The organism is Jiangella gansuensis DSM 44835, assembly GCF_000515395.1.
In the GTDB taxonomy this organism is placed as follows: domain Bacteria; phylum Actinomycetota; class Actinomycetes; order Jiangellales; family Jiangellaceae; genus Jiangella; species Jiangella gansuensis.
In genome coordinates, this window is the sequence record NZ_KI911782.1 from 2,232,881 (window position 1) to 2,258,369 (window position 25,489).

General features: G+C 71.6%; 23 protein-coding genes. 16 read left to right on the plus strand and 7 right to left on the minus strand.

The window, feature by feature from the left end:
* Positions 1 to 48: 48 nt before the first annotated feature.
* Together JIAGA_RS33030 and JIAGA_RS29030 are read right to left on the minus strand one after the other, a co-directional pair.
* Positions 49 to 597, minus strand: coding sequence for a septum formation family protein (locus JIAGA_RS33030; RefSeq protein WP_169738855.1), 549 nt, complete (start codon positions 595 to 597; stop codon positions 49 to 51).
* Positions 598 to 735: 138 nt separating this feature from the next.
* A complete protein-coding gene (locus JIAGA_RS29030; RefSeq protein ID WP_051425955.1) occupies positions 736 to 1,218 on the minus strand; it encodes a septum formation family protein in 483 nt (160 codons plus the stop codon).
* Positions 1,219 to 1,368: 150 nt separating this feature from the next.
* Here JIAGA_RS29030 and hisI point away from each other — a divergent pair, with 150 nt between their 5' ends.
* From hisI to trpC, 6 genes are all read left to right on the plus strand, one after another.
* Positions 1,369 to 1,728 (plus strand): phosphoribosyl-AMP cyclohydrolase, encoded by a 360-nt coding sequence (gene hisI, locus JIAGA_RS0110765; RefSeq protein ID WP_026875662.1) that lies wholly within the window; start codon positions 1,369 to 1,371, stop codon positions 1,726 to 1,728.
* Positions 1,725 to 3,281, plus strand: coding sequence for an anthranilate synthase component I (locus JIAGA_RS29035; RefSeq protein WP_035812402.1), 1,557 nt, complete (start codon positions 1,725 to 1,727; stop codon positions 3,279 to 3,281). Before hisI ends, JIAGA_RS29035 begins: the two co-directional genes overlap by 4 nt.
* The gene (locus JIAGA_RS29040; RefSeq protein WP_035812404.1) at positions 3,278 to 3,856 is read left to right on the plus strand and encodes a Trp biosynthesis-associated membrane protein; all 579 of its coding nucleotides are present in this window, start codon (positions 3,278 to 3,280) and stop codon (positions 3,854 to 3,856) included. Before JIAGA_RS29035 ends, JIAGA_RS29040 begins: the two co-directional genes overlap by 4 nt.
* Positions 3,857 to 3,956: 100 nt before the next feature.
* On the plus strand, positions 3,957 to 4,199 hold the full coding sequence (locus JIAGA_RS0110780; protein WP_026875663.1) for an HGxxPAAW family protein: 243 nt from the start codon (positions 3,957 to 3,959) through the stop codon (positions 4,197 to 4,199).
* 3 nt (positions 4,200 to 4,202) lie between these two features.
* Entirely contained in the window at positions 4,203 to 4,556 is a 354-nt protein-coding gene (locus JIAGA_RS29045; protein WP_051425956.1) for a winged helix-turn-helix domain-containing protein, read from the plus strand.
* A 116-nt stretch (positions 4,557 to 4,672) separates the two neighbouring features.
* Entirely contained in the window at positions 4,673 to 5,488 is an 816-nt protein-coding gene (trpC, locus tag JIAGA_RS0110790) for an indole-3-glycerol phosphate synthase TrpC (RefSeq protein ID WP_026875664.1), read from the plus strand.
* A 65-nt stretch (positions 5,489 to 5,553) separates the two neighbouring features.
* On the opposite strand, the gene JIAGA_RS0110795 is transcribed toward trpC, so the two are convergent.
* The gene (locus JIAGA_RS0110795) at positions 5,554 to 7,338 is read right to left on the minus strand and encodes a GMC family oxidoreductase N-terminal domain-containing protein (protein ID WP_026875665.1); all 1,785 of its coding nucleotides are present in this window, start codon (positions 7,336 to 7,338) and stop codon (positions 5,554 to 5,556) included.
* Complete coding sequence (locus JIAGA_RS0110800) at positions 7,338 to 8,252, minus strand: hypothetical protein (RefSeq protein WP_026875666.1); 915 nt, start codon at positions 8,250 to 8,252, stop codon at positions 7,338 to 7,340. The genes JIAGA_RS0110795 and JIAGA_RS0110800 overlap by 1 nt, the downstream gene beginning before the upstream one ends.
* Before the next feature lie 222 nt (positions 8,253 to 8,474).
* On the opposite strand from JIAGA_RS0110800, the gene trpB reads away from it, so the two are divergent.
* The 8 genes from trpB (at position 8,475) to pyk (ending at position 21,725) form a co-directional block, all read left to right on the plus strand.
* Positions 8,475 to 9,752 (plus strand): tryptophan synthase subunit beta, encoded by a 1,278-nt coding sequence (gene trpB / locus JIAGA_RS29050; RefSeq protein ID WP_245597157.1) that lies wholly within the window; start codon positions 8,475 to 8,477, stop codon positions 9,750 to 9,752.
* Positions 9,749 to 10,543: a tryptophan synthase subunit alpha gene (gene trpA, locus JIAGA_RS0110810; RefSeq protein WP_026875667.1), complete on the plus strand. Its 795-nt coding sequence runs from the start codon at positions 9,749 to 9,751 to the stop codon at positions 10,541 to 10,543. The genes trpB and trpA overlap by 4 nt, the downstream gene beginning before the upstream one ends.
* 25 nt (positions 10,544 to 10,568) lie before the next feature.
* A complete protein-coding gene (locus tag JIAGA_RS29055; protein WP_157552985.1) occupies positions 10,569 to 11,303 on the plus strand; it encodes a DsbA family protein in 735 nt (244 codons plus the stop codon).
* An 84-nt stretch (positions 11,304 to 11,387) separates the two neighbouring features.
* Positions 11,388 to 12,221, plus strand: coding sequence for a DsbA family protein (locus JIAGA_RS29060; RefSeq protein ID WP_051425958.1), 834 nt, complete (start codon positions 11,388 to 11,390; stop codon positions 12,219 to 12,221).
* A 54-nt stretch (positions 12,222 to 12,275) separates the two neighbouring features.
* A complete protein-coding gene (gene lgt, locus JIAGA_RS29065; protein WP_245597158.1) occupies positions 12,276 to 13,727 on the plus strand; it encodes a prolipoprotein diacylglyceryl transferase in 1,452 nt (483 codons plus the stop codon).
* Between the two features lie 548 nt (positions 13,728 to 14,275).
* Positions 14,276 to 18,796: a glutamate synthase large subunit gene (gene gltB / locus JIAGA_RS0110830; RefSeq protein WP_026875668.1), complete on the plus strand. Its 4,521-nt coding sequence runs from the start codon at positions 14,276 to 14,278 to the stop codon at positions 18,794 to 18,796.
* The gene (locus JIAGA_RS0110835) at positions 18,789 to 20,258 is read left to right on the plus strand and encodes a glutamate synthase subunit beta (RefSeq protein ID WP_026875669.1); all 1,470 of its coding nucleotides are present in this window, start codon (positions 18,789 to 18,791) and stop codon (positions 20,256 to 20,258) included. Before gltB ends, JIAGA_RS0110835 begins: the two co-directional genes overlap by 8 nt.
* Positions 20,259 to 20,285: 27 nt before the next feature.
* On the plus strand, positions 20,286 to 21,725 hold the full coding sequence (gene pyk / locus JIAGA_RS0110840) for a pyruvate kinase (protein ID WP_026875670.1): 1,440 nt from the start codon (positions 20,286 to 20,288) through the stop codon (positions 21,723 to 21,725).
* 105 nt (positions 21,726 to 21,830) lie between these two features.
* Here pyk and JIAGA_RS0110845 read toward each other — a convergent pair whose 3' ends face one another.
* On the minus strand, positions 21,831 to 22,055 hold the full coding sequence (locus tag JIAGA_RS0110845; protein WP_026875671.1) for a P-loop NTPase family protein: 225 nt from the start codon (positions 22,053 to 22,055) through the stop codon (positions 21,831 to 21,833).
* Between the two features lie 227 nt (positions 22,056 to 22,282).
* Here JIAGA_RS0110845 and JIAGA_RS0110850 point away from each other — a divergent pair, with 227 nt between their 5' ends.
* Positions 22,283 to 23,146, plus strand: a complete 864-nt coding sequence (locus JIAGA_RS0110850) for an exodeoxyribonuclease III (RefSeq protein ID WP_026875672.1) — start codon at positions 22,283 to 22,285, stop codon at positions 23,144 to 23,146.
* A 122-nt stretch (positions 23,147 to 23,268) separates the two neighbouring features.
* Complete coding sequence (locus JIAGA_RS0110855) at positions 23,269 to 24,225, plus strand: aldo/keto reductase (RefSeq protein ID WP_051425959.1); 957 nt, start codon at positions 23,269 to 23,271, stop codon at positions 24,223 to 24,225.
* Positions 24,226 to 24,230: 5 nt separating this feature from the next.
* Here the strand turns inward: JIAGA_RS0110855 and JIAGA_RS0110860 are convergent, their stop codons facing one another.
* On the minus strand, positions 24,231 to 24,647 hold the full coding sequence (locus tag JIAGA_RS0110860) for an arsenate reductase ArsC (RefSeq protein ID WP_026875674.1): 417 nt from the start codon (positions 24,645 to 24,647) through the stop codon (positions 24,231 to 24,233).
* 196 nt (positions 24,648 to 24,843) lie between these two features.
* Positions 24,844 to 25,479, minus strand: a complete 636-nt coding sequence (locus JIAGA_RS0110865; protein ID WP_035812407.1) for a potassium channel family protein — start codon at positions 25,477 to 25,479, stop codon at positions 24,844 to 24,846.
* Positions 25,480 to 25,489: the final 10 nt, after the last annotated feature.

The window sequence follows — 25,489 nt, forward strand, 5'->3', positions numbered from 1 at the left end:
GCAACCACCGTAGGGGTTGCGGCGCCTGGGTCGATCACGCGGTGAGGGTCAGCGGTTGGCGCCCTCGAGGGTGCCCGTCACCGGGCCCTCCGGGTCGAGCACCGTGCAGACCAGCTCGCGGTCGCCCTGCGCCCACGAGTCCTCGGTCGGCTCGAGCCACTGGATCTCCAGGACGGACTCGTCGTAGGTGAGACCGACGAAGGTCTCGAACTCGGCCACGCACTCGGTGGCCACCTGCTCCTCGAACGCGTCGGAGCCGGGGAACTCGCCGTCCGGGACCTCGAAGACCGCGAAGACCTCCTGGTCGTGCTCCTCCTCGCACGGAATGACCGTCAGCTCGCTGATCTGCTCTTCGGCGTTGAAGTTGCTGATGCAGTCGCCGAGGCCGACATCGAACACGTCCTGGGTCTCGCCCCCGGCGCCCTCGTCCTCGGTCGGCTCCTCCGAGCCGCCCTCGGTCTCCTCACCGCCGGACGTCTCCGTGGCCGTGGCGTCGTCGCCGCCGGCGTTGTCGTCGGAATCGTCCCCACATGCGCTCAGGCTGAGCGCGGTCACCGCTGCGAGCGCCGCGACGGTGGTGCGAATCGTGAGCTTCACGATCATTGTCTCCCTTGGAAATGAACCCACCGCTGTCCGGCGGTGTGGTGCGTACCGCTGCTGAGCGGCGTCTTACCGACCGCGCATCCGGCACCTGTCGGTACCCGTGGATGGCGGAGCTGGGGGTGGAGCACGGGATCAGCGCCCGGCCCCTTCGAGCGAGCCGGTGACCGGCCCGGCGGGGTCGTATACGAGGCAGACCAGTTCACGGTCGCCCTGCTCCCACGATTCCTCGGTGGGCTGCAGCCAGGTGTAGTCGAGCTCGGACTCCGCGTAGGGCAGGCCGACGAACGTCTCGAACTCGGTGACGCAGACCTCGCCGGCCTCGGCCCGGAAGGCGTCTTCGTCGGGGAAGTCGCCGTCCGGCAGCTCGGTGGCGGCGTAGGCCTGCTGCCCGTGCTCGTCGTCGCAGGGGGTCAGCGACACCTCCGTGACCTGCCCGGAGTCGTCGAAATCACCCAGGCAGTCGCCGACGCGCACCTCGAAGACATCGGCGCCCTCGGCGGCCTCGGTGACGTTGCCGGCCTCGTCGCGCTGGGGCCCGTCGTCGGAACACGCCCCGAGCAGAACCGTCGCGGCCACCGCGAAGGTCGCCGCCGCGACGCGGACGGTGCGAGCCACGAGACCTGCTCCTCACTGACGAATCTGTGCCTGGGGCGCCCTGATGTACCCAACCACGGCACCCTAGTAGGTCACCCGGACGTCCACGATGCGAACCGCCGATCCTGGCCTCCGGCACGGCGGCGGCCCGGCGTCGGCGACAATGGGTGGATGCCCGGTCTGGATCCCACCGTAGCCGCGCGGCTCACCCTCACCGACGACGGCCTGCTACCCGCCGTCGTCCAGCAGTACGACAGCGGCGAGGTTCTCATGCTCGCCTGGATGGATACAGAGGCGCTGCACCGCACCCTCACCACCGGCCGGGCCACGTACTTCAGCCGCAGTCGCCAGCAGTACTGGGTGAAGGGCGAGACGTCCGGAAACCGGCAGTGGGTGCGCGAGGTGCGCCTGGACTGCGACGGCGACACCCTCCTGCTCCGCGTCGACCAGGAGGGCCCGGCCTGCCACACCGGCACCCGGACCTGTTTCGACGACGGCCGGCTCGACGCCGTCGTGGGATCGCCGGCATGACGCCGCAGCTGCCGGAGGGGCAGGCGACACCGGACCTCGACGCGTTCCGGGTGCTGGCCAAGGAGCGCCGGGTCATCCCGGTGGTGCGCCGGCTGCTGGCCGACGGCGAGACCCCGGTCGGCGTCTATCGCAAGCTCGCCGCCGACCGCCCCGGCACGTTCCTGCTGGAGTCGGCCGAGCACGGCGGGGTCTGGTCGCGGTACTCGTTCGTGGGCGCGCAGTCCGCCGCGGTGCTGTCCGAGCGCGACGGCGAGGCGGTCTGGCACGGTACGCCGCCGGTGGGCCTGCCGTCCGGCGGCGACCCCTGGGACGCGCTGCGCGGCACTCTCGCGGTACTGCGCAGCGCACGGCTGCCCGGCCTGCCGCCACTCACCGGCGGGCTGGTCGGGTACGTCGCGTACGACGCCGTCCGCCGGCTGGAGCGGTTGCCCGGGAGCACCGTCGACGACCTTCACGTGCCGGACCTGGCGTTCCTGCTCGCTACCGACCTCGCGGTCCTCGACCACGACGACGGCACCATCCTGCTGGTCGCCAACGCCGTCAACTGGGACGACAGCGACGAACGGGTCGACGAGGCGTGGGCCGACGCGGTCGCCCGGCTGGACCGGATGACCGCCGAGCTGGCCCGGCCGACGCCGTCGTCGGTGGCGTCGTACGACCCCACGGCCCCGCCGCGGCACGAGAGCCGCACCGAGAAGGGCGACTTCCTCGCCGCGGTCGAGAAGGCCAAGGAGGAGATCCGCGCCGGCGAGGCCTTCCAGGTCGTCGTGTCGCAGCGGTTCCAGACCCGCACCCACGCCGACCCGCTGGACGTCTACCGGGTGCTGCGCCGCGACAACCCCAGCCCGTACATGTACCTGGTGCGGCTGCCCGGCCCCGACGGCGACGACGATGGCGCCTTCTCCGTCGTCGGGTCGAGTCCGGAAGCGCTGGTCAAGGTCCACGGCGACCGCGTCATGACGCACCCCATCGCCGGGACCCGCTGGCGCGGTGAGACCCCCGAGGCCGACGCCGCGCTGGCCGACGAACTGCTGGCGGACCCGAAGGAGCGGGCCGAGCACCTGATGCTGGTCGACCTCTCCCGTAACGACCTCGGCCGCGTCTGCACGCCCGGCACCGTCGAGGTGGTCGACTTCATGACGGTGCGCCGCTACAGCCACGTCATGCACATCGAGTCCACCGTCGTCGGCCGGCTGCGGCCGGACCGCGAGGCGCTGGACGTGCTGGCCGCCTGCTTCCCGGCCGGGACGCTGTCCGGCGCGCCGAAGGTCCGGGCGATGGAGATCATCGACGACCTCGAGCCCACCCGGCGCGGTGTCTACGGCGGGGTCGTCGGCTACCTCGACTTCGCCGGAGACCTCGACGTCGCCATCGCCATCCGCACCGCGCTGATCCGCGACGGCATCGCCTACGTGCAGGCCGGCGGCGGCATCGTCGCCGACTCCGACCCCGAGGCGGAATGGACGGAGTCGCGCAACAAGGCGGCCGCCGCACTGCGGGCCATCGCCGTCGCCGAGACCATGCGGCCGGTGGATTCCCGGCCCCGGCCGTGAACGCATCCCGGCGCGAGTACCTGCTGACATTGGCGCTGCTGGCGGCCGGCGGGTTGCTCGGTCTCGCCGCCTCCTCCCGGCCGTGGGGCTCCGCGCGCCAGCCGTCGTCGCTGTCGACCACCGTGACCACCGTGTCGGGCAGCGACCTGCTGCCCTACGCGCCGGCGGTCTCGCTGGTGGCCGTCGCCGCGGTCGTGGCGGTGCCGGCGGTGCGGCGGATCGGGCGGCAAATCGTCGGCGCGGTGCTGGCCGTCCTGGGCGTGACGCTCGTGGTGTCGGCTCTTCTGGCGGTCCTCGACCTGGCCGACCGCATCGAGACCTGGATGGGCGACTCGCCGGGTACTGCCGGGCCGGTCACCGACGTGACGACCTCCCCGGCCTGGGGGATCGCGGTTCTGGTGGCCGGAGTCATGGTGCTGACGGCGGGCGTGCTGACGGCGGTGCGGGGGCCCGGCTGGCCGGGTATGGGCGCGAAATACGAGCGCCCGGCGCGCCGTGACACCGCCGACGGTGAGGGCGGCGCGTCCAGCCGCGACACCTGGGACGCCCTCGACCGCGGCGACGACCCCACCTAGCCACCATCCCGACCCGCGTTGGCGACGGGGCGACGCGCCGGCGGCGGCGATCCGGCAGAATGGGTCCTGGCAGCGAACGGACGTAAGGAGACGACGCGGAATGGCGCACAACGAGCACGGCCACACCCCAGCCGCCTGGACCACGGTCATCCTGATCCTGGCCGGCTTCGTGGTCGGGGCCATCGCGGTCATCCTGTTGAACTGGCCACTGTTCTGGTTCGGCGGCGTCGGGCTCGTGGTCGTCGGCGGCATCGTGGGCAAGGTCATGCAGATGATGGGCCTCGGGCAGCGCGACCCGCAGGCCACCCGGCGGCCCGCCGCGGCCGAGGAGACCAGCGGGTAGGCCATGGCCAGCCACCCCGGCAGAGCACAGACGGACCGGGCCGCCACAGGCCCGCCGTCCGTCGCTGCCGCCGGGGTGACGCTCGACCTCGCGAGCCGCGAGGCGGTTCTGCCCGACGGCCGCCAGGTCGTGCTCACGCCGCTGGAAGCGGCCGTCCTGGCGCACCTGCTGAAGCGGCCGGGCCGGGTATGCAGTCGCGACGAGCTGATGTGTCAGGCGCTGGGCTACCCGGTGCCGATCGGGTCGCGGACGGTGGACGTCCACATCGCGTCGCTGCGCGGCAAGCTCGGCGACGTCGTGCGTCTCCGGTCGGTCCGCGGCGTCGGATACACGCTCGAACCGGTCACGACGACGTGACGGGAGGCGTGTCCGGGTGACAACATCGGGGGCACGTCGAAGCGCGCGAGAGCGCGTGGCTAGTCTGGTGCGGCCGGGTCGACCGATCCGGCGCAGGGCGTCGGCGAGGGGCGGAGATGAGCGTTCTCGAAGAGATCATCGAGGGTGTGCGCGCTGACCTCGCCGAGCGGGAGACTCAAGTTCCCCTCGACGAGCTCAAGGCCATGGCGGCCAAGCAGCCGCCAGCTCGTGATCCGCTGCCCTTGCTCCGTTCTCCCGGCGTATCGGTCATCGCGGAAGTGAAACGGTCGAGCCCGTCCCGGGGTTCCCTGGCCGAGATCTCCGATCCCGCCGCCCTCGCCGGCGACTACGAGTCCGGTGGCGCCGCCGCCATCAGCGTGCTCACCGAGCAGCGCCGATTCGGCGGCACGCTCGACGACCTGCGGGCCGTGCGGGCCGCCGTCGACGCCCCGGTGCTGCGCAAGGACTTCATCGTCACCAGCTACCAGCTGTGGGAGGCGCGTGCCTACGGTGCCGACCTCGCGCTGCTCATCGTCGCCGCGTTGGAGCAGATCGCGCTGGTCAGCCTGGTCGAGCGGGCCGAGTCGATCGGTCTGACGCCGCTGGTCGAGGCGCACACCGCCGACGAGGTGCGCCGTGCCGCCGACGCCGGTGCGAAGCTCATCGGCATCAACGCGCGCGACCTCAAGACCCTCGAGGTCGACACCACGACGTTCGAGCGGCTGGCACCCGTGGTGCCCGACGGGGTCGTGAAGATCGCCGAGTCCGGGGTCAAGGCACCGCGCGACGTCATCGAACTCGCCCGCACCGGCGCCGACGCCGTGCTGGTCGGCGAGTCGCTGGTCACCGGCAGGGACCCGCGGGCCGCCGTCGCCGACCTGGTCGCCGCCGGCGCCCACCCGGCGCTGAACCGCGGTACCCGGCAGAACTGACGCGGCCCGCTGGCCCCTGGTCTGCAATAGCCGCCGGCCCCGCGGGCGGGCCGAACCCAGCCGCGTCAGGCCAGGCCACGCTCGCGCAGGCCCTCGGTCACCCGGGCGTCGGTCGACACCACCGGCGACTCCGTGGCCACCCACGGGTCGCCGCCGAAGTACGTCGCGAAGATCTTCTCCGCGGTCCGGGTCGCCAGCGCCTGCGACGTCAGCGTCGGGTTCGGGCCGCCCAGCGAGTTCGCCAGCGCCGAGTTGTCGGCCACGAACAGCCGCTTGACCCAGCGCGCCTCCGCGTTCGCGTCCAGCACCGAGTCGGCCTCGGACGTGCCCATCCGCATCGACGACTGCACGTGCAGCAGCAGCGGCGGCCAGTCGACCCGGACCACCTTCGTGGCGCCGGCCGCGCGCAGCGTCTCGGCGGCCCGAGCCGTGACCCACTCCCGGTTGCGCAGGGTCCGCGCCGACCGGGATCGCTGGTGGAAGCGGACCTTCGGCACCGGTCCGTGCTCGTCGGCCGGCAGCGCCGACAGCGTGACGCGGTTCTGCGCCTCGACGTCGTCGTCAGTGATCACCAGGATGTTGAGCAGCCGGTCGACGCCGTTCATCAGGGCGTCCTTGAGCTCCGGGCCGATCATCCGGCCGGCCGCGCCGTCCCAGGGGCCGGTGGGGCCGCGGCCGTTGCCGTAGTGGCCACGGATGCCGCTGTCGGAGAAGACGGCGGCGAACTGCTGCAGGCCCGGGGTCAGCCCGACGTTCTCCATGCCGCCGCGGCCGGGGAAGTCCGCCCGGGCCGCGGACGCCGCGCCCCGGCTGGACCCGGTGTCCTCGTCGAACAGGCCGATGACCCAGTCGAAGAAGTGGTCGGTGTAGCCGCGGCCGACCCAGTCGTTGGGGTTGGGCAGCCCGCTGTTCAGCCACAGCCGCGGGCTCTCGGTGCAGCCGGCGGCCAGGACGACGACGCGGGCGTCCTCCCGGTGGGTCTCACCCGTCGCGCCCACGCGCCACGTCACTCCGGAGGCCTCGACGGTGCCGCCGCGGTCGGACGTGTGGATGCGGGTGACGACGGCGTCGGCGATCAGCTCGGCGGCCCGGCCACCCGGAGCCCAGGCGTTCGCGGTGAGGGCCATCGGCACGTAGCTGTTGTCGGTGGAGCGCTTGGCGGCCAAGTTTCGCGGGGCGCCGGCCGGCTTGGAGCAGCCCTGCATGCAGTAGCCGCAGAACGTGCAGCCGGTGGCCTCGGGAAAGCGCAGCCGCGGGTCGTCGCGGCCGGTGACCTTGCCGGCCCACCCGCCGGGCTGCAGGATCGCGTTCTGCTGCGGCCGGAAGGAGTCCTCCGTCGTCGTCTTCGACGTCTGGACCGGCAGCCCGACGCCTTCGCAGCCGCGGAAGAACACCTGCTCCTTGGTGCCCATGGCGGCGGTCTGCACCGGCAGCGTCGCCTCCACCCACTCGAAGTACGGCACCAGCTCCTCGTACGTGAACGGGAACAGGTGCGCGGTGTCGTAGGCGTCGCGGTCCGGTCCGTCGTAGCCGCTGAACACGCCCGGGTAGGCGCGCGGGCAGTTGCCGAAGTAGTGCTGGGTGGTGCCGCCGACGCCGGACAGCTGCCAGATGAACGAGTTCTGCGGAGTCTCCCGGTACCAGGCCGGCGCGCCGCGGTCGGCAGGGCCGAACCGGAGGAACCCGGTCAGCGGGTTGTTGGCGTCGTTCTCGTAGTGGGTCCACTCGCGCTGCGGGTCGGCGTGCCGTGGCCCGGCCTCCAGCACCAGCACGTCCAGGCCGCGGGCGGCCAGCTCCTTGGCGACGACGGGCCCGCCGCCGCCCGCGCCGATCACGATGACGTCGCGCATCAGGCGTCCACCTCGGTCCGGTCCTGGTAGTAGCCGATGAGGTCGGCCCAGCCGTCGACGACGCCGTCGGGCTGGTAGCCGGACAGCTCCCAGCCGACCGGCCGCGCCGTGAGAGTGCGCGACGCCGGGTCGTAGGCGCCCCACTCGTTGTACGAACCGAACGCGGAGAACTCCAGCAGCGCACCGGCCAGGAACCGCAGCAGCCCGGAGATCGAGCTCTTCAGCGGCTCCGGCAGCTGGCCGTCCAACAGTGCCACCAGGTCGGCGTCGGGGCCCTCCAGCAGTTCGAACGCCCGGCACTTCTCCTCGAGGCTGAGCCGGGCGAACGGGGACAGGAACGGCCCGGACACCGCCAGCGGGTTCACCTGGGTCGCCAGCACGTTCAGCAGCAGCGCCACCACCAGCGACAACGGCAGCGTCTCGTCGTTCTCGAGCAGTTCCAGCAGGACCCGGTCCAGCGTCCACACCGGTCCGAACAGCGGCGGCAGCAGTCCCGGCGGCAACGGCAGCCCGACGTCGTCGACGGCGGTGGCCAGCGCCGCCGCCAGCGGGGTCGCGAGCTGGTCGGGGAACGGAACGAACCCGTCCAGGGCCTCGATCATGAAGTCGGTGCCATGCGCCTCGATCGCGCCCGGCTCGTCACGCGGCGTGCCCTGGGCGGCCGAGTACGCGTCCGGGCCGGGGCAGACCATGACCACCAGGCCGTTCAACGTGTCGCGGGACAACTCGGCGAGGACCGGCCGCAGCAACTGGAGCAGCGGAGAGAGGCCGAGGTCGGCGATGCCCGACGCTGAGGCCGGGGTCGTCCGCGGCAGCACCGTGCCGAGGATGCCGCCCGACGCCGCGACCGCGCCGAGCACCCCCATCCGGGCGAGGAAAGCGCGACGTCCGAGGTCGCGGCTGGGGACGGACATAGGCGGCTGCCTCTTTCGAGTCGACGGTGACGAGAGGACTGTTACGCGTGAGTAACATGAGATCCGGGGAAATTAACGACGGCGTTGACCCAGCGTCAAGCGATTCGGCGAATCCGGGCGCGATTCCTGCGCGGGCGGGCGGCTGCGATACCGTCACGGTGACGGCGCATGGGCGCTTCCGTCACGTCAGCCATCCCTGCACGACATCGAGGAGCTTCTCGGGTGGACACCACACCCGGCGGCGGGCATGTCCTGGCCGCTGACCGTCCTGGCCGCTTCGGACCGTACGGGGGGCGGTACGTCCCCGAGGCCCTGGTCGCGGCGCTGGACGAGCTGGACCGTGAGTACACGGCCGCCGCTCAGGATCCGACTTTCACCGCCGAGCTCGACCATCTGCTCACCACGTACAGCGGCCGCCCCACGCCGCTCACCGAGGCGAAGCGGTTCAGTGCGGAGGCCGCGGCCGGCGCGCGCGTCCTGCTCAAGCGCGAGGACCTCAACCACACCGGATCCCACAAGATCAACAACGTGCTGGGGCAGGCGCTGCTGACCAAGCGCATCGGCAAGCAGCGGGTCATCGCCGAGACCGGCGCCGGCCAGCACGGCGTCGCCACCGCCACCGCCGCGGCGCTGATGGGCCTGGAGTGCGTCATCTACATGGGCGAGGAGGACACTCGGCGGCAGGCGCTCAACGTCGCCCGGATGCAACTGCTCGGCGCCACGGTCGTGCCGGTGAGCACCGGCTCGCGCACCCTCAAGGACGCCATCAACGAGGCGCTGCGCGACTGGGTCACCAACGTCGAGACCACCAACTACGTGTTCGGCACAGTCGCCGGCCCGCACCCGTTCCCGACGCTCGTGCGCGACCTGCAGCGCATCATCGGTGTCGAAGCGCGCCAGCAGGTCCTCGACCTCACCGGCCGGCTGCCCGACGCCGTCGCCGCCTGTGTTGGAGGTGGCTCCAACGCCATCGGCATCTTCCACGCGTTCATCGACGACGCCGACGTCGCCCTCTACGGCTTCGAGGCCGGCGGCGACGGCGTCGCGACCGGCCGGCACGCGGCCACCATCACCGCCGGCAGCCCGGGCGTGCTGCACGGGGCGCGCTCGTACCTGCTGCAGGACGACATGGGGCAGACCATCGAGTCGCACTCCATCTCCGCCGGCCTGGACTATCCGGGCGTCGGGCCGGAGCACTCGTGGCTCAAGGACGCCGGCCGCGCCGTCTACGAGCCGGTCGACGACGCCGAAGCGATGGAGGCGTTCCGGCTGCTGTGCCGGACCGAGGGGATCATCCCGGCCATCGAGAGCTCGCACGCGCTGGCCGGTGCCCGCCGGCTGGGGGAGCGGCTGGGGCCGGACGCCGTCATCGTCGTGAATCTCTCCGGCCGCGGCGACAAGGACGTCGACACCGCCGCGAAGTGGTTCGGCATCATGGACGAGGCCGGCGACGTCGCGACGGTGGCCAGCCGCGAGGCGTCAGGAGGGGAACCAGCATGACCACGTCGGTCGCCTTCGAGAAGGCACGCGCCGAAGGCCGGGCCGCGCTGGTCGGTTACCTGCCGGCCGGTTACCCGAGCGTTGAAGGGTCCATCGCGGCGCTCAAGGCGATGATCCAGGCCGGCGTCGACGTCGTCGAGGTCGGACTGCCCTACAGCGACCCGCTCATCGATGGGCCGGTCATCCAGACTGCGGTCGACAGCGCGCTGCGGGCCGGCACCACGACGACAGACGTGCTGCGGGTGGTCGAGGCGGTCGCCGCCACCGGCGCGCCGGCCGTCGTCATGTCGTACTGGAACCCGCTGGACCGCTACGGCGCGGCGGCGTTCGCCCGCGACCTCGCCGCGGCCGGTGGCGCCGGCGTCATCACCCCGGACCTCACCCCGGACGCCGACGACACCTGGATCCCGGCCGCCCGCGAGCACGGCCTCGACACCGTGTTCCTGGTGGCGCCGTCGTCCACCGACGCCCGCATCGCCATGACCACGGCCGCCTGCCGCGGCTTCGTCTACGCCACCTCCGTCATGGGCGTCACCGGCACCCGCGACCAGGTCGGCGATGCCGCCGCCGCGCTGGTGTCACGCACCAAGGCGGCCACCGACCTGCCGGTCGCGGTCGGGCTGGGCGTGTCGAACGCCGGCCAGGCCGCCGAGATCGCCGGGTTCGCCGACGGTGTCGTCGCCGGGTCCGCGTTCGTGCGGCGGCTGCTCGAGGCGCCCGACGACGCCGCCGGTGTCGCGGCGGTGGCGGAGCTGGCCGGCGAACTCGCCGAGGGAGTGCGTCGGCGGTGAACCCCGTGGTGCCCGGCGGTCGTTGATGGCCAGCAAGAAGGAACAGGCGCGGGAGCGCGCCGCGCGACTGCGCGCGGAGGCGGAGGAGCGGGCCCGGCTCGAGCGGCGCCGGGAACGCATCCTGCGCTTCGGCATCTCCGCGGTGGTACTGGTGGCCGTGGTCGGCCTGGTGGTGTTCCTGGTCCGCGACGACGGCCCCGAAGGCACCGGCGCCGTCCCGTCCGGTGCCACCGCCGCCGGCGTCATGGTCGGCGACGAGAACGCGCCCGTCACCGTCGACTACTGGTTCGACTTCCAATGCCCGTTCTGCGGCGAGTTCGAGGCCGAGAACGGACCGGTGCTCGAGGACGTCGTAGCCGACGGCACCGCGCGCGTCGCGTACCACCCGGCAGCGTTCCTCGGCGACGAGTCCGACCGCGCCACCAACGCGTTCGGCTGCGCCGTCGACGCCGGCCGGCCGGTCGGGTACCTGACCGAGCTGTTCGCGAACCAGCCACCGGAGAACTCCGGCGGCTACACCGAGGACGACCTGGTCGCGGCCGGCGAGGCCGTCGGCCTGGACGATCCGGAGTTCGAGTCCTGTGTCCGCGACGGCACCTACGCCGACTGGGGCGAGCAGGTGCTGGAGGAGTTCCGCGATGCCGGACACGAGTCCACCCCGACCGTCCTGATCAGCGGCGATGAGCTGGAGGACCCGGCCGGCCTGAGCGCCGACGAGTTCCGCGCCGCGATCCAGGAGGCTACGCCTACGTCACAGTAGGAATGCGGAACTCCTGCAGGGTTCAAAGAAGTTGTACCGTCGTCCCTTTCCCGTGATCCGATCCGTCTCGAAGGAAGCCCACCGATGAGCAGCAAGAAGGCCGAGGCACGCGAACGCATCAAGGCGATGCGCGAGGAGCAGGCCCGCCAGGAACGCCGTCGTGAGCGGATGATGCGCTACGGCGTGGCCGTGGCCGTCGTGGCCGCCGTCGCGATCATCGCGGTGGCGGTAGCGTTCAGTCGAGGCGGGGACGACGGCCCGGTGGCCGTTCCGGCGGCGGCGGGTGCCGGGAGCGGCCTCGAGGTGGCCGACGACGCGCAGGGCATCCTGGTCGGCCAGCCGGACGCGCCGGTCACCATCGACTACTGGATGGACTTCCTCTGCCCGCACTGCGCGGACTTCGAAGCCGCCAACGGCACGGTCATCGAGGAGATGGTCTCCTCCGGCCAGGCGAACATCGCCTACCACCCGCTGACCTACACCGGCGGCGTGTACTCCAGCCGGGCCAACAACGCGTTCGCCTGCGCCGCCGACGAGGACATGGCCGACGAGTTCATCAGCGCCGCCTTCGCCTCCCAGGGCACCCAGTGGTCCACCGGCTCCCTGGTCGACCTCGGCGAGCAGGTCGGCATCGGCGGCGACTACGAGTCGTGCGTTCGCGACGACACCTACGACGACTGGTCCAGCAACGTCGAGGCCGGTGCCCGCGACTTCGAGGTGACCGGCACCCCGACGGTGTTCGTCAACGGCGAGCTCCTGGACTCCACGTCGTGGACCCCGGAGGGCCTGCAGGCGGCGGTGACGGCTGCCGCCACCGGCGGCACGGCCGAGACCCCGGCGCCGACCGACGGCGCCACCGCACCGGCGGGCGAGACGCCGGCCCCGGGCGAGACCCCGGCGCCCGACGCGACCGAGTAAGGCCCGGCAGACCGCCATGGCCCACCGGTTCGCACCATCCGATACGGTTCGCCTGTGATCACGACGGCCGTGCTGCCCGCGTCCATCCCGAGCCCCGCCGACGGCTCCTGGAACATCGGCGGGTTCGAGCTGCGGGCGTACGCGCTGTGCATCATGGCCGGCATCGTGCTGGCCATCTGGCTGGGCAACCGGCGCTGGCTCGCGCGCGGCGGCGAACCGGGCGTCGTCGCCGACATCGCGGTCTGGGCGGTGCCCTTCGGCATCGTCGGCGCCCGGCTGTACCACGTCATCACCGACAACCACCTGTACTTCCGCGAGGGCCGCGACCCCTGGCAGGCGCTGAAGATCTGGGAAGGCGGGCTGGGTATCTGGGGCGGCGTCGCGCTCGGCGGCCTGGGTGTCTGGATCGCCTGCCGCCGCCGCGGCGTGCCGTTCGCCGCCATGGCCGACGCCCTCGCCCCCGGCATCCTGCTCGCCCAGGCCGTCGGCCGGTGGGGCAACTGGTTCAACCAGGAACTGTTCGGCAAGCCCACCGACCTCCCGTGGGGCCTCGAGATCGACCCGGCCCACCGGCCGGCCGGCTACGCCGACGTCGAGACCTTCCACCCCACGTTCCTGTACGAGTCGCTGTGGGCGGTGGCGGTCGCGCTTCTGCTGATGTGGGCCGACAAGCGGTTCCGGCTGGGTCACGGCCGGGTGTTCGCCCTGTACGTGGCCGGCTACACACTCGGACGCGGGTTCTGGGAGTACCTGCGGATCGACCCGGCCAACGAGATCTTCGGCGTCCGCATCAACCTGTGGGTCACCGTGGTCATCTTCCTGGCCGCTGTCGCGTTCTTCATCTGGTCGTCGCGCCGGCACCCCGGACGTGAGGACCCCGAGGAACTGCGCGGCTTCTACGACCAGTACGACCCGTTCGCCGACGGCGACGATGCGAAGGGCAGGAGCGGGGACGACGACGCCGCCTTCAGCCTCCCCGACGACGATGACGGCGACGGCGTGAAGTCCCGCGACTCGACCTCCGAGGACGCGAAGCCCGAGGACGTGAACGCCGCCGCCGCGAAGCCGGGCGAGGACGCGAAAGCCGAGCCCGTGAACGCCGAGGACGCGAAGCCCGAGGACGCGAAGCCCGAGGACGCGAAGCCCGAGGACACCGCGCGCACGAGCGCGGCGAAGAAGGTCGTGCCGACAGCGTCCACGACGACCACGCCGGCCACCTCCGCCAGTACCGACACGCCCGACCCGGACCCGGCCGAGGCGACGAAGGCCGCCAGCCCGGCAGCCAAGACGACCGCCGCCAAGGCGACGCCGGCCAAGAAGGCGACCACGGCCAAGAAGGCGACCACGGCCAAGAAGGCGACCACGGCCAAGAAGGCGACCACGGCCAAGAAGGCGACCACGGCCAAGAAGTCGGCCACGGCCAAGAAGTCGGCCACGGCCAAGAAGGCGACCACGGCCGATGAGGGCAGCACGGACGGCACACCGTCCCGGGACGACCGGGGCTGACCGACCCGGCGTCGGGGTGGACTCACCCTCCTGGCTCTGGGTAACGTCCTGGGTCTGGGTAACGCCGAAGCGCCGATCCGGGCCGAGAATCGACACCCACGGCCAGGACGTTACGCAGGCTCACGAAGCAAACCCGGCCCACGAAGCCGACCGGGCCTTCGAGGCCGGGATCGTCAGCGTCCGAACGACGCCCGCCCGCCACCCAGACCTCGCAGCACACGAAGCTCGGGACCGGGTGCGGGAATGATCCACACAGATGCGACTCGCAGCGTTGCGAACACGTTACCGGCGTCGCACGATGCGTGGATGTCAACGTATGTGTGACGGTCCGACAGACCGTGCGCCTCACGATCTACGGCCGGTGCGGGCCGATGGCGAAGAAACCGGTGATCAACGGCGTTCATCGATGGGTCAACGAAGCCCCGGCCGGATTTATCATGGAGAGACGCGACAACACGTACTGCTCGAAGTGTTGTAATCTCCACGAAACTCAAAGCACGGGCCATCGTCGTCCCTGCCCCGCCGCCAGTCTCGACGACGGGAGTGCCATGCGCCTCATGCCTGACCCCGAGGGCCTGTACGACCCGCGGTTCGAACACGACGCCTGTGGTGTCGCCTTCGTGGCGACGCTCGACGGCGTTCCCAGCCGCGCGATCGTCGACCACGGGTTGACCGCTCTGAGCAACCTCGATCACCGCGGCGCCTCGGGCGCCGAGCCGGATTCTGGCGATGGCGCCGGCATCCTGCTGCAGGTGCCGGACGCGTTCTTCCGCGCCGTCGCCGGTGTCGAGCTGCCGGAGCCCGGTCACTACGCCACCGGCCTGGCCTTCGTGCCCGACGACGACGTTCTGGCGGCCGAGATCACCGCGGCCACCAACCGCATCGCGGCCGAGGAGGGTCTGTCGGTCCTGGGGTGGCGCGAGGTGCCCACCACGCCGAGCCTGCTGGGTGCCACGGCGCGTTCGACGCTGCCGCGCATCCGCCAGCTGTTCGTGTCCTCCGCCGAGGCCGGCGCGATCAGCGGCATCGACCTGGACCGGAAGGCGTTCGCGCTGCGCAAGCGGCTCGAGCGCACCACCGAGGCGTACTTCCCGAGCCTGTCGTCACGCACCATCGTCTACAAGGGCATGCTCACGACGGGTCAGCTGGAGCCGTTCTTCCCGGACCTGTCGGACGACCGCCTGGCGTCGGCCATCGCCGTCGTGCACTCGCGGTTCTCCACCAACACGTTCCCGAGCTGGCCGCTGGCGCACCCGTACCGGTTCGTCGCACACAACGGCGAGATCAACACCGTGCAGGGCAACCGCAACTGGATGCGGGCCCGTGAGTCGCAGCTGGCCAGTGAGGTCATCGGTGGCGACCTCGCTCGCCTGTACCCGGTGGTCGCGCCCGACGGCAGCGACTCCGCCAGTTTCGACGAGGTGCTGGAGCTGCTGCACCTCGGTGGGCGGAGCCTGCCGCACGCGGTGCGCATGATGATCCCGGAGGCGTGGGAGAACCATCAGGGCATCTCCGCGGCCCGGCGCGACTTCTTCGAGTTCCACAGCACCATCATGGAACCGTGGGACGGCCCGGCGGCGGTCGTCTTCACCGACGGCAGCCTGGTCGGTGCGGTGCTCGACCGCAACGGCCTGCGTCCGGGCCGGTACTGGATCACCGACGACGGCCTGGTGGTGCTCGCGTCCGAGGCCGGGGTCCTCGACATCGAGCCGGAGAAGGTCGTGCGCAAGGGCCGGCTCGAGCCGGGGCGGATGTTCCTGGTCGATGTCGCCGGGCACCGGGTCATGGACGACGACGAGGTCATGGACGACCTCGCCGCCGAGCACCCCTACGGTGAGTGGCTGCACGCCGGTCTCATCCGGCTCGACGACCTGCCCGAGCGCGAGCACGTCGTGCACACGCACGCCAGCGTCACCCGGCGGCAGCAGACCTTCGGCTACACCGAGGAGGAGCTGCGGCTGCTGCTCGCGCCGATGGCGAAGACCGGTGCCGAGCCGATCGGCTCCATGGGCACCGACACCCCCATCGCGGCGCTGTCCACCCGGCCGCGGCTGTTGTTCGACTACTTCTCACAGCTGTTCGCGCAGGTCACGAACCCGCCGCTGGACGCCATCCGCGAGGAGCTGGTGACGTCGCTGGCCGGCACCATCGGCCCGGAGGGCAACCTGCTCGACCCGGGTCCGGCGTCGTGCCGGCAGTTGGTGCTGCCGTTCCCGGTCATCGACAACGACCAGCTCGCCAAGATCATCCACGTCAACCGCGACGGCAACCTGCCCGGGTACGCCACCCACGTGGTGCGCGGCCTGTACGACGTGGCGGGCGGGGGAGCGGCACTGGCGCGGCGGTTGGACGAGATCTGCATCGAGGTGTCGAAGGCCATCGAGTCCGGCGCGCGCATCGTGGTGCTGTCCGACCGCAACTCCGACACCACGCTGGCGCCGATCCCGTCGCTGCTGCTGACGTCGGCGGTGCACCACCACCTCATCCGGGAGAAGAACCGCACCAAGGTCGGCCTGGTCATCGAGGCCGGTGACGTGCGCGAGGTGCACCATGTCGCGCTGCTCATCGGGTACGGCGCGGGTGCGGTCAACCCGTACCTGGCCATGGAGAGCGTCGAGGACCTCGTCCGGCAGGGAACGCTGCTGCCGGGTGTGACGCCGGAGAAGGCCGTCGCCAACCTCATCAAGGCCCTCGGCAAGGGCGTGCTCAAGGTCATGAGCAAGATGGGTGTCTCGACGGTGGCCTCGTACACCGGCGCGCAGATCTTCGAGGCGCTCGGGCTGTCGTCGGACGTCGTCGACCGCTACTTCACCGGCACCACCTCGCGGCTGGGAGGCGTCGGGCTCGACGTCCTGGCCGAGGAGGTCCGCCGCCGGCACGTGCAGGCCTATCCGCGCGGCGGCACGGCCACCCGGCACCGCCGGCTGGAGATCGGCGGCGAGTACCAGTGGCGCCGCGAGGGCGAGCCGCATCTGTTCGACCCCGAGGCCGTGTTCCGCCTGCAGCACTCCACCCGGGCCGGCCGCTACGACGTGTTCAAGCAGTACACGCAGCGCGTCGACGAGCAGTCCCGGCGGCTGATGACGCTGCGCGGCCTGTTCGCCTTCAGGACCGGCGAGCGTCCGCCCGTCCCACTGGACGAGGTCGAGCCGGTGTCGTCCATCGTGCGCAGGTTCTCCACCGGCGCCATGTCGTACGGCTCCATCAGCAAGGAGGCGCACGAGACCCTCGCCATCGCCATGAACCGGCTCGGCGGGAAGTCGAACACCGGCGAAGGCGGCGAGGACGCCGACCGGCTGTACGACCCGGAGCGGCGCAGCGCGATCAAGCAGGTGGCCAGTGGCCGGTTCGGGGTGACGTCGGACTACCTGTCCAACGCCGACGACATCCAGATCAAGATGGCGCAGGGCGCGAAGCCCGGTGAGGGCGGCCAGCTGCCGGGGCACAAGGTGTACCCGTGGGTGGCGCGTACTCGGCACTCCACCCCGGGTGTCGGTCTCATCTCGCCGCCGCCGCACCACGACATCTACTCGATCGAGGACCTCAAGCAGCTCATCCACGACCTCAAGAACGCCAACCCGGCCGCACGCATCCACGTGAAGCTGGTGGCCGAGGTCGGCGTCGGCACGGTCGCGGCGGGTGTCTCGAAGGCGCATGCCGACGTGGTGCTCATCTCCGGCCACGACGGCGGCACCGGCGCGGCGCCGCTGACCAGCCTCAAGCACGCCGGCGGCCCGTGGGAGCTGGGCCTGGCCGAGACCCAGCAGACGCTGCTGCTCAACGGCCTGCGCGACCGTATCGTCGTGCAGACCGACGGCCAGCTCAAGACCGGCCGCGACGTCGTCGTCGCCGCCCTGCTGGGTGCCGAGGAGTACGGGTTCGCGACGGCGCCGCTGGTGGTGTCCGGCTGCATCATGATGCGTGTGTGCCACCTCGACACCTGCCCGGTCGGCGTGGCCACCCAGAACCCGGAGCTGCGCAAGAAGTTCACGGGCCGGCCGGAGTTCGTGGTCAACTTCTTCGAGTACGTCGCCGAGGAGGTGCGCGAGTACCTCGCGCAGCTGGGTTTCCGTAGCCTCGACGAGGCCATCGGGCACGCCGAGATGCTCGACACCACGGCCGCGGTCGACCACTGGAAGGCCGCCGGCCTGGATCTCTCGCCCATCCTGCACGTGCCGCAGCTGCCCGCCGACGCCGCCCGCCGGCAGGTGGTCAGCCAGGACCACGGCCTGGAGAAGGCGCTGGACAACCAGCTCATCGCGCTGGCCACGGACGCCCTCGACCACGGCGAGCCGGTCCGCATCCAGCTGGAGGTACGCAACGTCAACCGCACCGTCGGCACCATGCTCGGCCACGAGGTCACCAAGCGCACCGGCGGTGCCGGCCTGCCCGACGACACCATCGACGTGACGCTGACCGGCTCGGCCGGGCAGTCGTTCGGCGCGTTCCTGCCGCCCGGCGTGACGCTGCGGCTGGAGGGCGACGTCAACGACTACCTGGCCAAGGGGCTCTCGGGCGGGCGGGTCGTGGTGCGTCCGGACCGCTCGGCCCGGTTCGTCGCGGAGGAGAACATCATCGCCGGCAACGTCGCCGCCTACGGCGCCACCGGTGGTGAGCTGTTCGTCCGCGGCGTCGTCGGCGAGCGGTTCTGTGTCCGCAACTCCGGTGTCACCGCGGTCGTCGAGGGCGTCGGCGACCACGCCTGCGAGTACATGACCGGTGGCGTCGCGGTGATCCTCGGCCGTACCGGCCGCAACATCGCCGCCGGCATGTCCGGCGGCACGGCCTACGTGCTCGACCTCGACACCAGCCTGGTGAACCCGGAGATGGTGGACGTCGACGTGCCCGATGCCGAGCAGCTCCAGCAGCTGCGGGGGATCATCGAGAAGTACCGCAACGAGACCGGCTCGGCCGTGGCCGAGGCGCTGCTGGCCGAATGGGCCGTCAACCAGGCCCGCTTCACCCTGATCATGCCCAAGGACTACAAGCGAGTGCTCGCCGCCAAGGCCGCCGCCGAGCGCGATGGACGCGACGTCGACGTCGCGATCATGGAGGCGGCGAATGGCTGACCCACGAGGCTTCCTGAAGACCCCGCGCCAGGGCGCGCAGGCGCGGCCGGTCGACGTGCGGCTCAAGGACTGGAAAGAGGTCTACCCGGAACCGGGTATCGGCCGGGCCTTGTTGCCCATCATCACCGAGCAGGCCGGCCGCTGCATGGACTGCGGCATCCCGTTCTGCCACCAGGGCTGCCCGCTGGGCAACCTCATCCCGGAGTGGAACGACCTGGTCTGGCGTGACGACTGGAAGGTGGCAGCGGAGCGGCTGCACGCCACGAACAACTTCCCGGAGTTCACCGGCCGGCTCTGCCCGGCGCCGTGCGAGGCCGCGTGTGTCGTGGCCATTGCCGACGACGCCGTCACCATCAAGAACGTCGAGGTCGCCATCATCGACAAGGCCTTCGACGAGGGCTGGGTGGTGCCGGCACCGCCGGAGCGGCTGACCGACCGCACGGTCGCGGTCGTCGGGTCCGGGCCGGCCGGCCTGGCCGTGGCCCAGCAGCTGACCCGGGCCGGTCACACGGTGGCCGTCTACGAGCGGGCCGACCGAGCCGGGGGCCTGCTGCGTTACGGCATCCCCGAGTTCAAGATGGAGAAGCGGCACCTGGATCGCCGGCTGGACCAGATGCGGGCCGAGGGCACCATCTTCCGCACCGGGGTGGACGTCGGCGGTGCCATCACCGGCCAGGAGCTGCGCTCCCGCTACGACGCCGTCGTGCTGGCCACCGGCGCGACGGCGTGGCGCGACCTGCCCGTCCCGGGGCGCGAGCTCGACGGTGTCCATCAGGCCATGGAGTACCTGCCGCAGGCCAACCGCAGCTCGCTCGGCGAGACGGTGCCCGGCCAGATCACCGCGACCGGCAAGCACGTCGTCATCATCGGCGGCGGCGACACCGGCGCAGACTGCCTTGGCACCGCGCACCGGCAGGGCGCCGCGTCGGTCACCCAGCTGGAGATCATGCCGGAGCCGCCCGGTACCCGGCACGCGTCGACGCCGTGGCCGACCTGGCCGCTGATGCTGCGTACGTCCAGCGCCCACGAAGAGGGCGGCGAGCGGGTCTACGCGGTCTCCACCCAGGAGTTCGTCGGTGTCGACGGCCGGGTGCGCGCCCTGCGGCTGGTCGAGGTGCGGCGCGCCGAGTCCGGCGGGTTCGAGCCGGTCCCCGGTTCCGAGCGCGAGCTGCCGGCCGACCTGGTGCTGCTGGCCATGGGCTTCGTCGGCCCGGAGCGTTCGGCCCTCATCGAGCAGCTGGGCGTCGACCTTGACGGGCGTGGCAACATCGTGCGTGACGATTCCTACGAGACCACCGTGCCCGGCGTGTTCGTGGCCGGGGACGCCGGTCGCGGTCAGTCGCTGATCGTGTGGGCCATCGCGGAGGGCCGCGCCGCTGCCGCCGCGGTCGACCGCAAGCTCACCGGCGTCGACCGACTGCCGGCTCCGGTCTCGCCCACCGACCGTCCGCTCGCGGTGTGACGGTCCAGAGAGATAGTGTTGGCGGACGTGCGTAGAGCGAAGATAGTTTGCACCCTTGGTCCAGCGACCGACTCCCCGGAGCGGCTGCGGGAACTGATCGACGTCGGCATGGACGTCGCCCGGTTCAACCTCAGCCACGGCAGCCATGCCGAACACGAGGAGCGATATCTGCGAGTGCGCAAGGCGGCCACCGAGGCCGAGCGCAACGTGGGTGTCCTGGTCGACCTGCAGGGTCCCAAGATCCGCCTGGGCACGTTCGCCGAGGGGTCCGTCGAGATCGAGGTCGGCCAGACGTTCGTCATCACCGTCGACGACGTCGACGGCACGTCCGAGCGGGCCTCCACCACCTACAAGGGCCTGCCGGGCGACGTGACCCCCGGTGACACCGTGCTGGTCGACGACGGCCGGCTCATGCTGGAGGTCACCGACGTCACCGAAACCGACGTCGTCACGAAGGTGGTCATCGGCGGCCGGGTCTCCAACCACAAGGGCCTCAACCTGCCCGGCACGGCTGTCAGCGTCCCGGCGATGTCGGAGAAGGACATCGAGGACCTGCGCTGGGGTCTGCGCATCGGCGCGGACATGATCGCGTTGTCGTTCGTGCGCTCGGCCTCCGACGTCGAGGACGTCCACCGCATCATGGCCGAGGAGGGCGTGCGGCTCCCGGTCATCGCGAAGGTGGAGAAGCCGCAGGCGGTCGAGAACCTCGCCGAGATCGTCGACGCGTTCGACGGCGTCATGGTCGCCCGCGGCGACCTCGGCGTCGAGCTGCCGCTGTGGGACGTCCCGCTGGTACAGAAGCGCGCCGTCGAGCTGTGCCGGCGCCGCGCCAAGCCGGTCATCGTGGCCACCCAGATGCTCGACTCGATGATCACCAACCCGCGGCCGACGCGTGCGGAGACCTCCGACGTCGCCAACGCGGTACTCGACGGCGCCGACGCGGTCATGCTCTCGGGCGAGACCAGTGTCGGTGCGTATCCGATCGAGACGGTCACCACCATGGCCCGCATCGTCGAGGCCGTCGAGGACCACGGCCTGGAGCGGATCCCGCCGCTGGGCACCCAGCCGCGCACCAAGGGCGGCGCCATCACCAAGGCCGCGGTCGAGACCGGCAGCCTGCTGGGCGCCAAGTACCTGGTGGCGTTCACCCAGAGCGGCGACTCCGCGCGCCGGATGGCCCGGCTGCGTCCCGGCATCCCGCTGCTGGCGTTCAGCCCGCTGACCGCTACTCGGCACCAGCTGGCGCTGTCGTGGGGCATCGAGGCGTTCACCGCCGACCACGTCGACCACACCGACGAAATGGTCAAGCAGGTCGACCGGATGCTGCTGGAGCAGGAGCGCTGCCGCCGCGGCGACCTGGTGGTCATCGTGGCCGGCTCGCCGCCCGGGATCCCCGGTTCCACCAACGCGATGCGCGTGCACCGCATCGGCGACGCGGTCGGCAAGGTGGCTCCGGCCTACCACTGACCCCGCCCCAAATGATCACGTGGCGTTGGGGTGCTCCTGCTTCACCAGGAATGCTTGCCTGGTGAAGCAGGAGAACGCCTGCTGACGGCCCCGCCGGGGCGTCGCTCAGGCGTTGGCCGGCTGCAGCACCTCGTCGAGCATGCCGTCCTTGGCCGACTCCACGATCACTCGCAGCTGCGCGAGGCTGATCTGGATGCGCTGGCCGAAGTCGTCGGTGATGACGACGCGGCGCTCGGGCGGCGCGTTGAGGTTGAGGAAGAGCTCCGGGCAGCCGCAGTCGCAGTTGCCGCAGAACGTGACGATGTGCTGGAGAGATGTCGTGCGCTCCATGGGCGGCCTCGATTCTCCCGGTCGACAGGTGCAGTGCCCCCCGGCCTTCGGCAATCTAACCCGAACCGGCCGGTCACCGACAGTCTTGTCCGGTGCGCCTGCCGGGAGTAGAATCCGCAGGTCAGGGCGCGAAAGGTGCCGTGTTTCGGGCGGGCTTGCGGCGCTCGGTGCCGCCGCCGTCGGGAGCCGGTGTGCCGCTGTCGGTGGGCGCGGCTACGGTAGGTGCGGTGAGGGTCGCCACGTGGAACGTCAACTCGGTCAAGCAACGCCTGCCCCGCCTGCTGCCGTGGCTGGACCAGCGCCGTCCCGATGTCGTGTGCCTGCAGGAGACCAAGCTCGCCGACGACCTCTTCGCCGGCCTGCTCGGCGCTGAGCTCGAGGAGCGCGGCTATCAGGTCGCCGCCCACGGCGAGGCACGCTGGAACGGGGTGGCCATCCTGTCGCGGGTGGGGCTCGACGACGTCGTCTCCGGCCTGCCGGGTGGTCCCGGCTTCCCGCACCCGGAGGCGCGCGCGGTCTCGGCCACCTGCGGTGGCGTGCGGGTGCACTCGGTGTACGTGCCCAACGGCCGCGAGCCGGGCTCCGAGCACTACCACTACAAGCTGACCTGGCTGGCGGCGCTGCGGGCCGAGGTCGAGGCCGGCCCGGACGCGGTCATGGTGTGCGGCGACATGAACATCGCACCCACGGACGCCGACGTCTTCGACCCCGACGCCTACATCGGCCAGACCCACGTCACGCCACCGGAGCGCGAGGCGCTGGCCGAACTGCAGTCGGCCGGCCTGCACGACGTCGTGCGCGACCGTTGGCCCGCCGAGCGGGTGTTCACCTACTGGGACTACCGGGCCGGCATGTTCCACAAGGACCTCGGCATGCGCATCGACCTCGTGCTGGCCGGCACTCCGGTGGCCGAGCGGGTCGCGGCGGCCTGGGTCGACCGCCACGCCCGCAAGGGCACCGGGCCCAGCGACCACGCACCCGTCATCGTCGACCTCGACGAGGCACCAGACGGCGATATCGGCCCGGTCGTGCCGCCGCCGTCCGCGGCCGCGCCGCGCCGTGGGTCGGTGAGGCTACCGCAGGCCCGCTGACGGCGCCTACGCGGCACCAGGCGTTCTCCCGCTCCACCAGGCCTACCTGCCTGTAGGAGCGAGCAAAAGCCTGGCGCGGCCCGCGATCCAGTCGGTGAGGCCGCGCCGCTAGGCTGGTCGCGATGACGACGCAGCGTGATCCACTGGCCGTGCGGGGCGTCGGGCTGGGGTTGGCCGCCGTCGGCCGGCCGGGGTATCTGACCGTCGGGCACGGCCGCGACTTCGCGGACGGCGCGAGTGTCGACGACCTTCGCCGGCGCACGCACGACCTGCTCGACGCCGCCTGGGCGGCGGGGGTGCGCTACGTCGACGCGGCCCGGTCGTACGGGCTGGCCGAGCGGTTCCTGGGGGAGTGGCTGACCGCGCATCCGGGGCGGCGCGCGGAGCTGACCATCGGCTCCAAATGGGGCTACACGTACACCGCGGACTGGCGCGTCGATGCCGACGTGCACGAGGTCAAGGACCATTCCATCGCCACCTTCGAGCGGCAGTGGCAGGAGACGCTGGACGCGCTCGGCGGCCCGCCGGACGTCTACCTGGTGCACAGCCTGACCGCCGACAGCCCTGCCCTCGATGACTCCGAGCTGCTGCGGCGGCTGGCCGTGCTGGCCGCCGACGGCGTGCGGGTGGGGTTCTCCGCCAGCGGGCCGGAGCAGGCGGCCGTGCTGGACCGAGCGCTCGCCCTGACGGCGGCCGGCGCCGCGCCGTTCCGCGCGGTCCAGGCCACCTGGAACGTGCTCGAACCGTCGGCCGGTGCGGCGCTGGCCCGCGTCCACGAGGCCGGGTGGTTCGTCGTCGTCAAGGAGACCGTCGCCAACGGCCGGCTCACCGACCGCGGCGACGTCACCCGGCTCCAGGACGCCGCCCGCACCGCCGGGCTCGCGACCGACGCGCTGGCGCTGGCCGCCGTCCTGCACCAGCCGTTCGTCGACGTCGCGCTCAGCGGTGCCGCCACCGTCGACCAGCTGCACAGCAACCTCGGCGCCCGGGACGTCGCCACCGCGGTGGAGCTGCCGGCCGGTCTGGCCGAGGAGCCGCGGAGCTACTGGGCGTCCCGGTCCGGGCTCACCTGGACCTGATCTCGTCAGCTCTCATACGACGGGGCGGTCAGGTCGGCGATGAGTGCCTCGACGCGGCCGCGGATGTCGTCGCGGATGGCGCGGACCGCGTCGATGCCCTGGCCGGCGGGGTCGTCGAGTTTCCAGTCCTCGTAGCGCTTGCCGGGGTAGAAGGGGCAGGCGTCGCCGCAGCCCATGGTGATGACGACGTCGGAGTCCTGGACGGCTTGGTCGGTGAGGATCTTCGGCCGTTCGGCAGTGATGTCGATGCCGACTTCGGCCATCGCTTCGACGGCAACCGGGTTGACCTGGTCGGCGGGTTCGGATCCGGCCGAGCGGACCTCGACGCTGCCGCCGGACAGGTGGTTGAGGAACGCGGCGGCCATCTGCGAGCGGCCGGCGTTGTGGACACAGACGAACAGGACGCTGGGCTGGTCGGTCACGGACTACTCCTCGCGGGGTGTGGTCGGACGTGCGCCGCCACGGCCGATGCTGGGGGGAAGGAACCGTCGGACTGTCCACAACGATACGCAGGTCAAGGCGGCTGCGGCGCCGCGGCCGGCAACGGCGACGGGCTGGGGCTCGGCCCGCGGACCACCGAGGCCTAGGTGCCGGGGTCGTCCCCCGCCCGGGGTCTGCTCAGGTCAGATCGCTGAAGCGTTCGGTGTTCTCGATGAGCCCGGAGGCGATGAGAGTGTCGCCGGGATCCACGACGGTGTCGGCGGTCGCGTAAGTGAAGCCCTGGCCCGGCTTCTTCACCGCGACGACCGTCACGCCGTACTTGCTGCGGATCGCGGAGTCGCCGAGGCGCTTACCGACTGCTTCGCGGGGCGGGGAGGTCTTGACCATGGCGAAGCCGTCGTCGAACTCGATGTAGTCGAGCATCCGGCCGTGTACGAGGTGCGCCACCCGTACACCCATGTCGTGCTCGGGCCGGACGACATGGTGAACGCCGATCTGGCTGAGGATCCTCGCGTGGGAATGGCTGATCGCCTTCGCCCAGATGGTGGGGATGCCCATTTCGACCAGCACGGACGCGGTGAGGATGCTCGCCTCCAGGTCGCTGCCGATGCCGACCACCGCGCGTTCGCACTCGTGCACCGACAGCTGGCGCATGGCGTCGTCGTTGGTCGTGTCGGCGGCGACGACGTGGGTGAGGCGGCCGGCCGCCGACTGCACCCGCTCCGGGTCCTTGTCGATGCCGAGGACCTCGGTGTGGCCGTCGCGCATCAACTCCAGCGCCAGCGACTTGCCGAACCGGCCCAGGCCCGCCACGACGACCGTT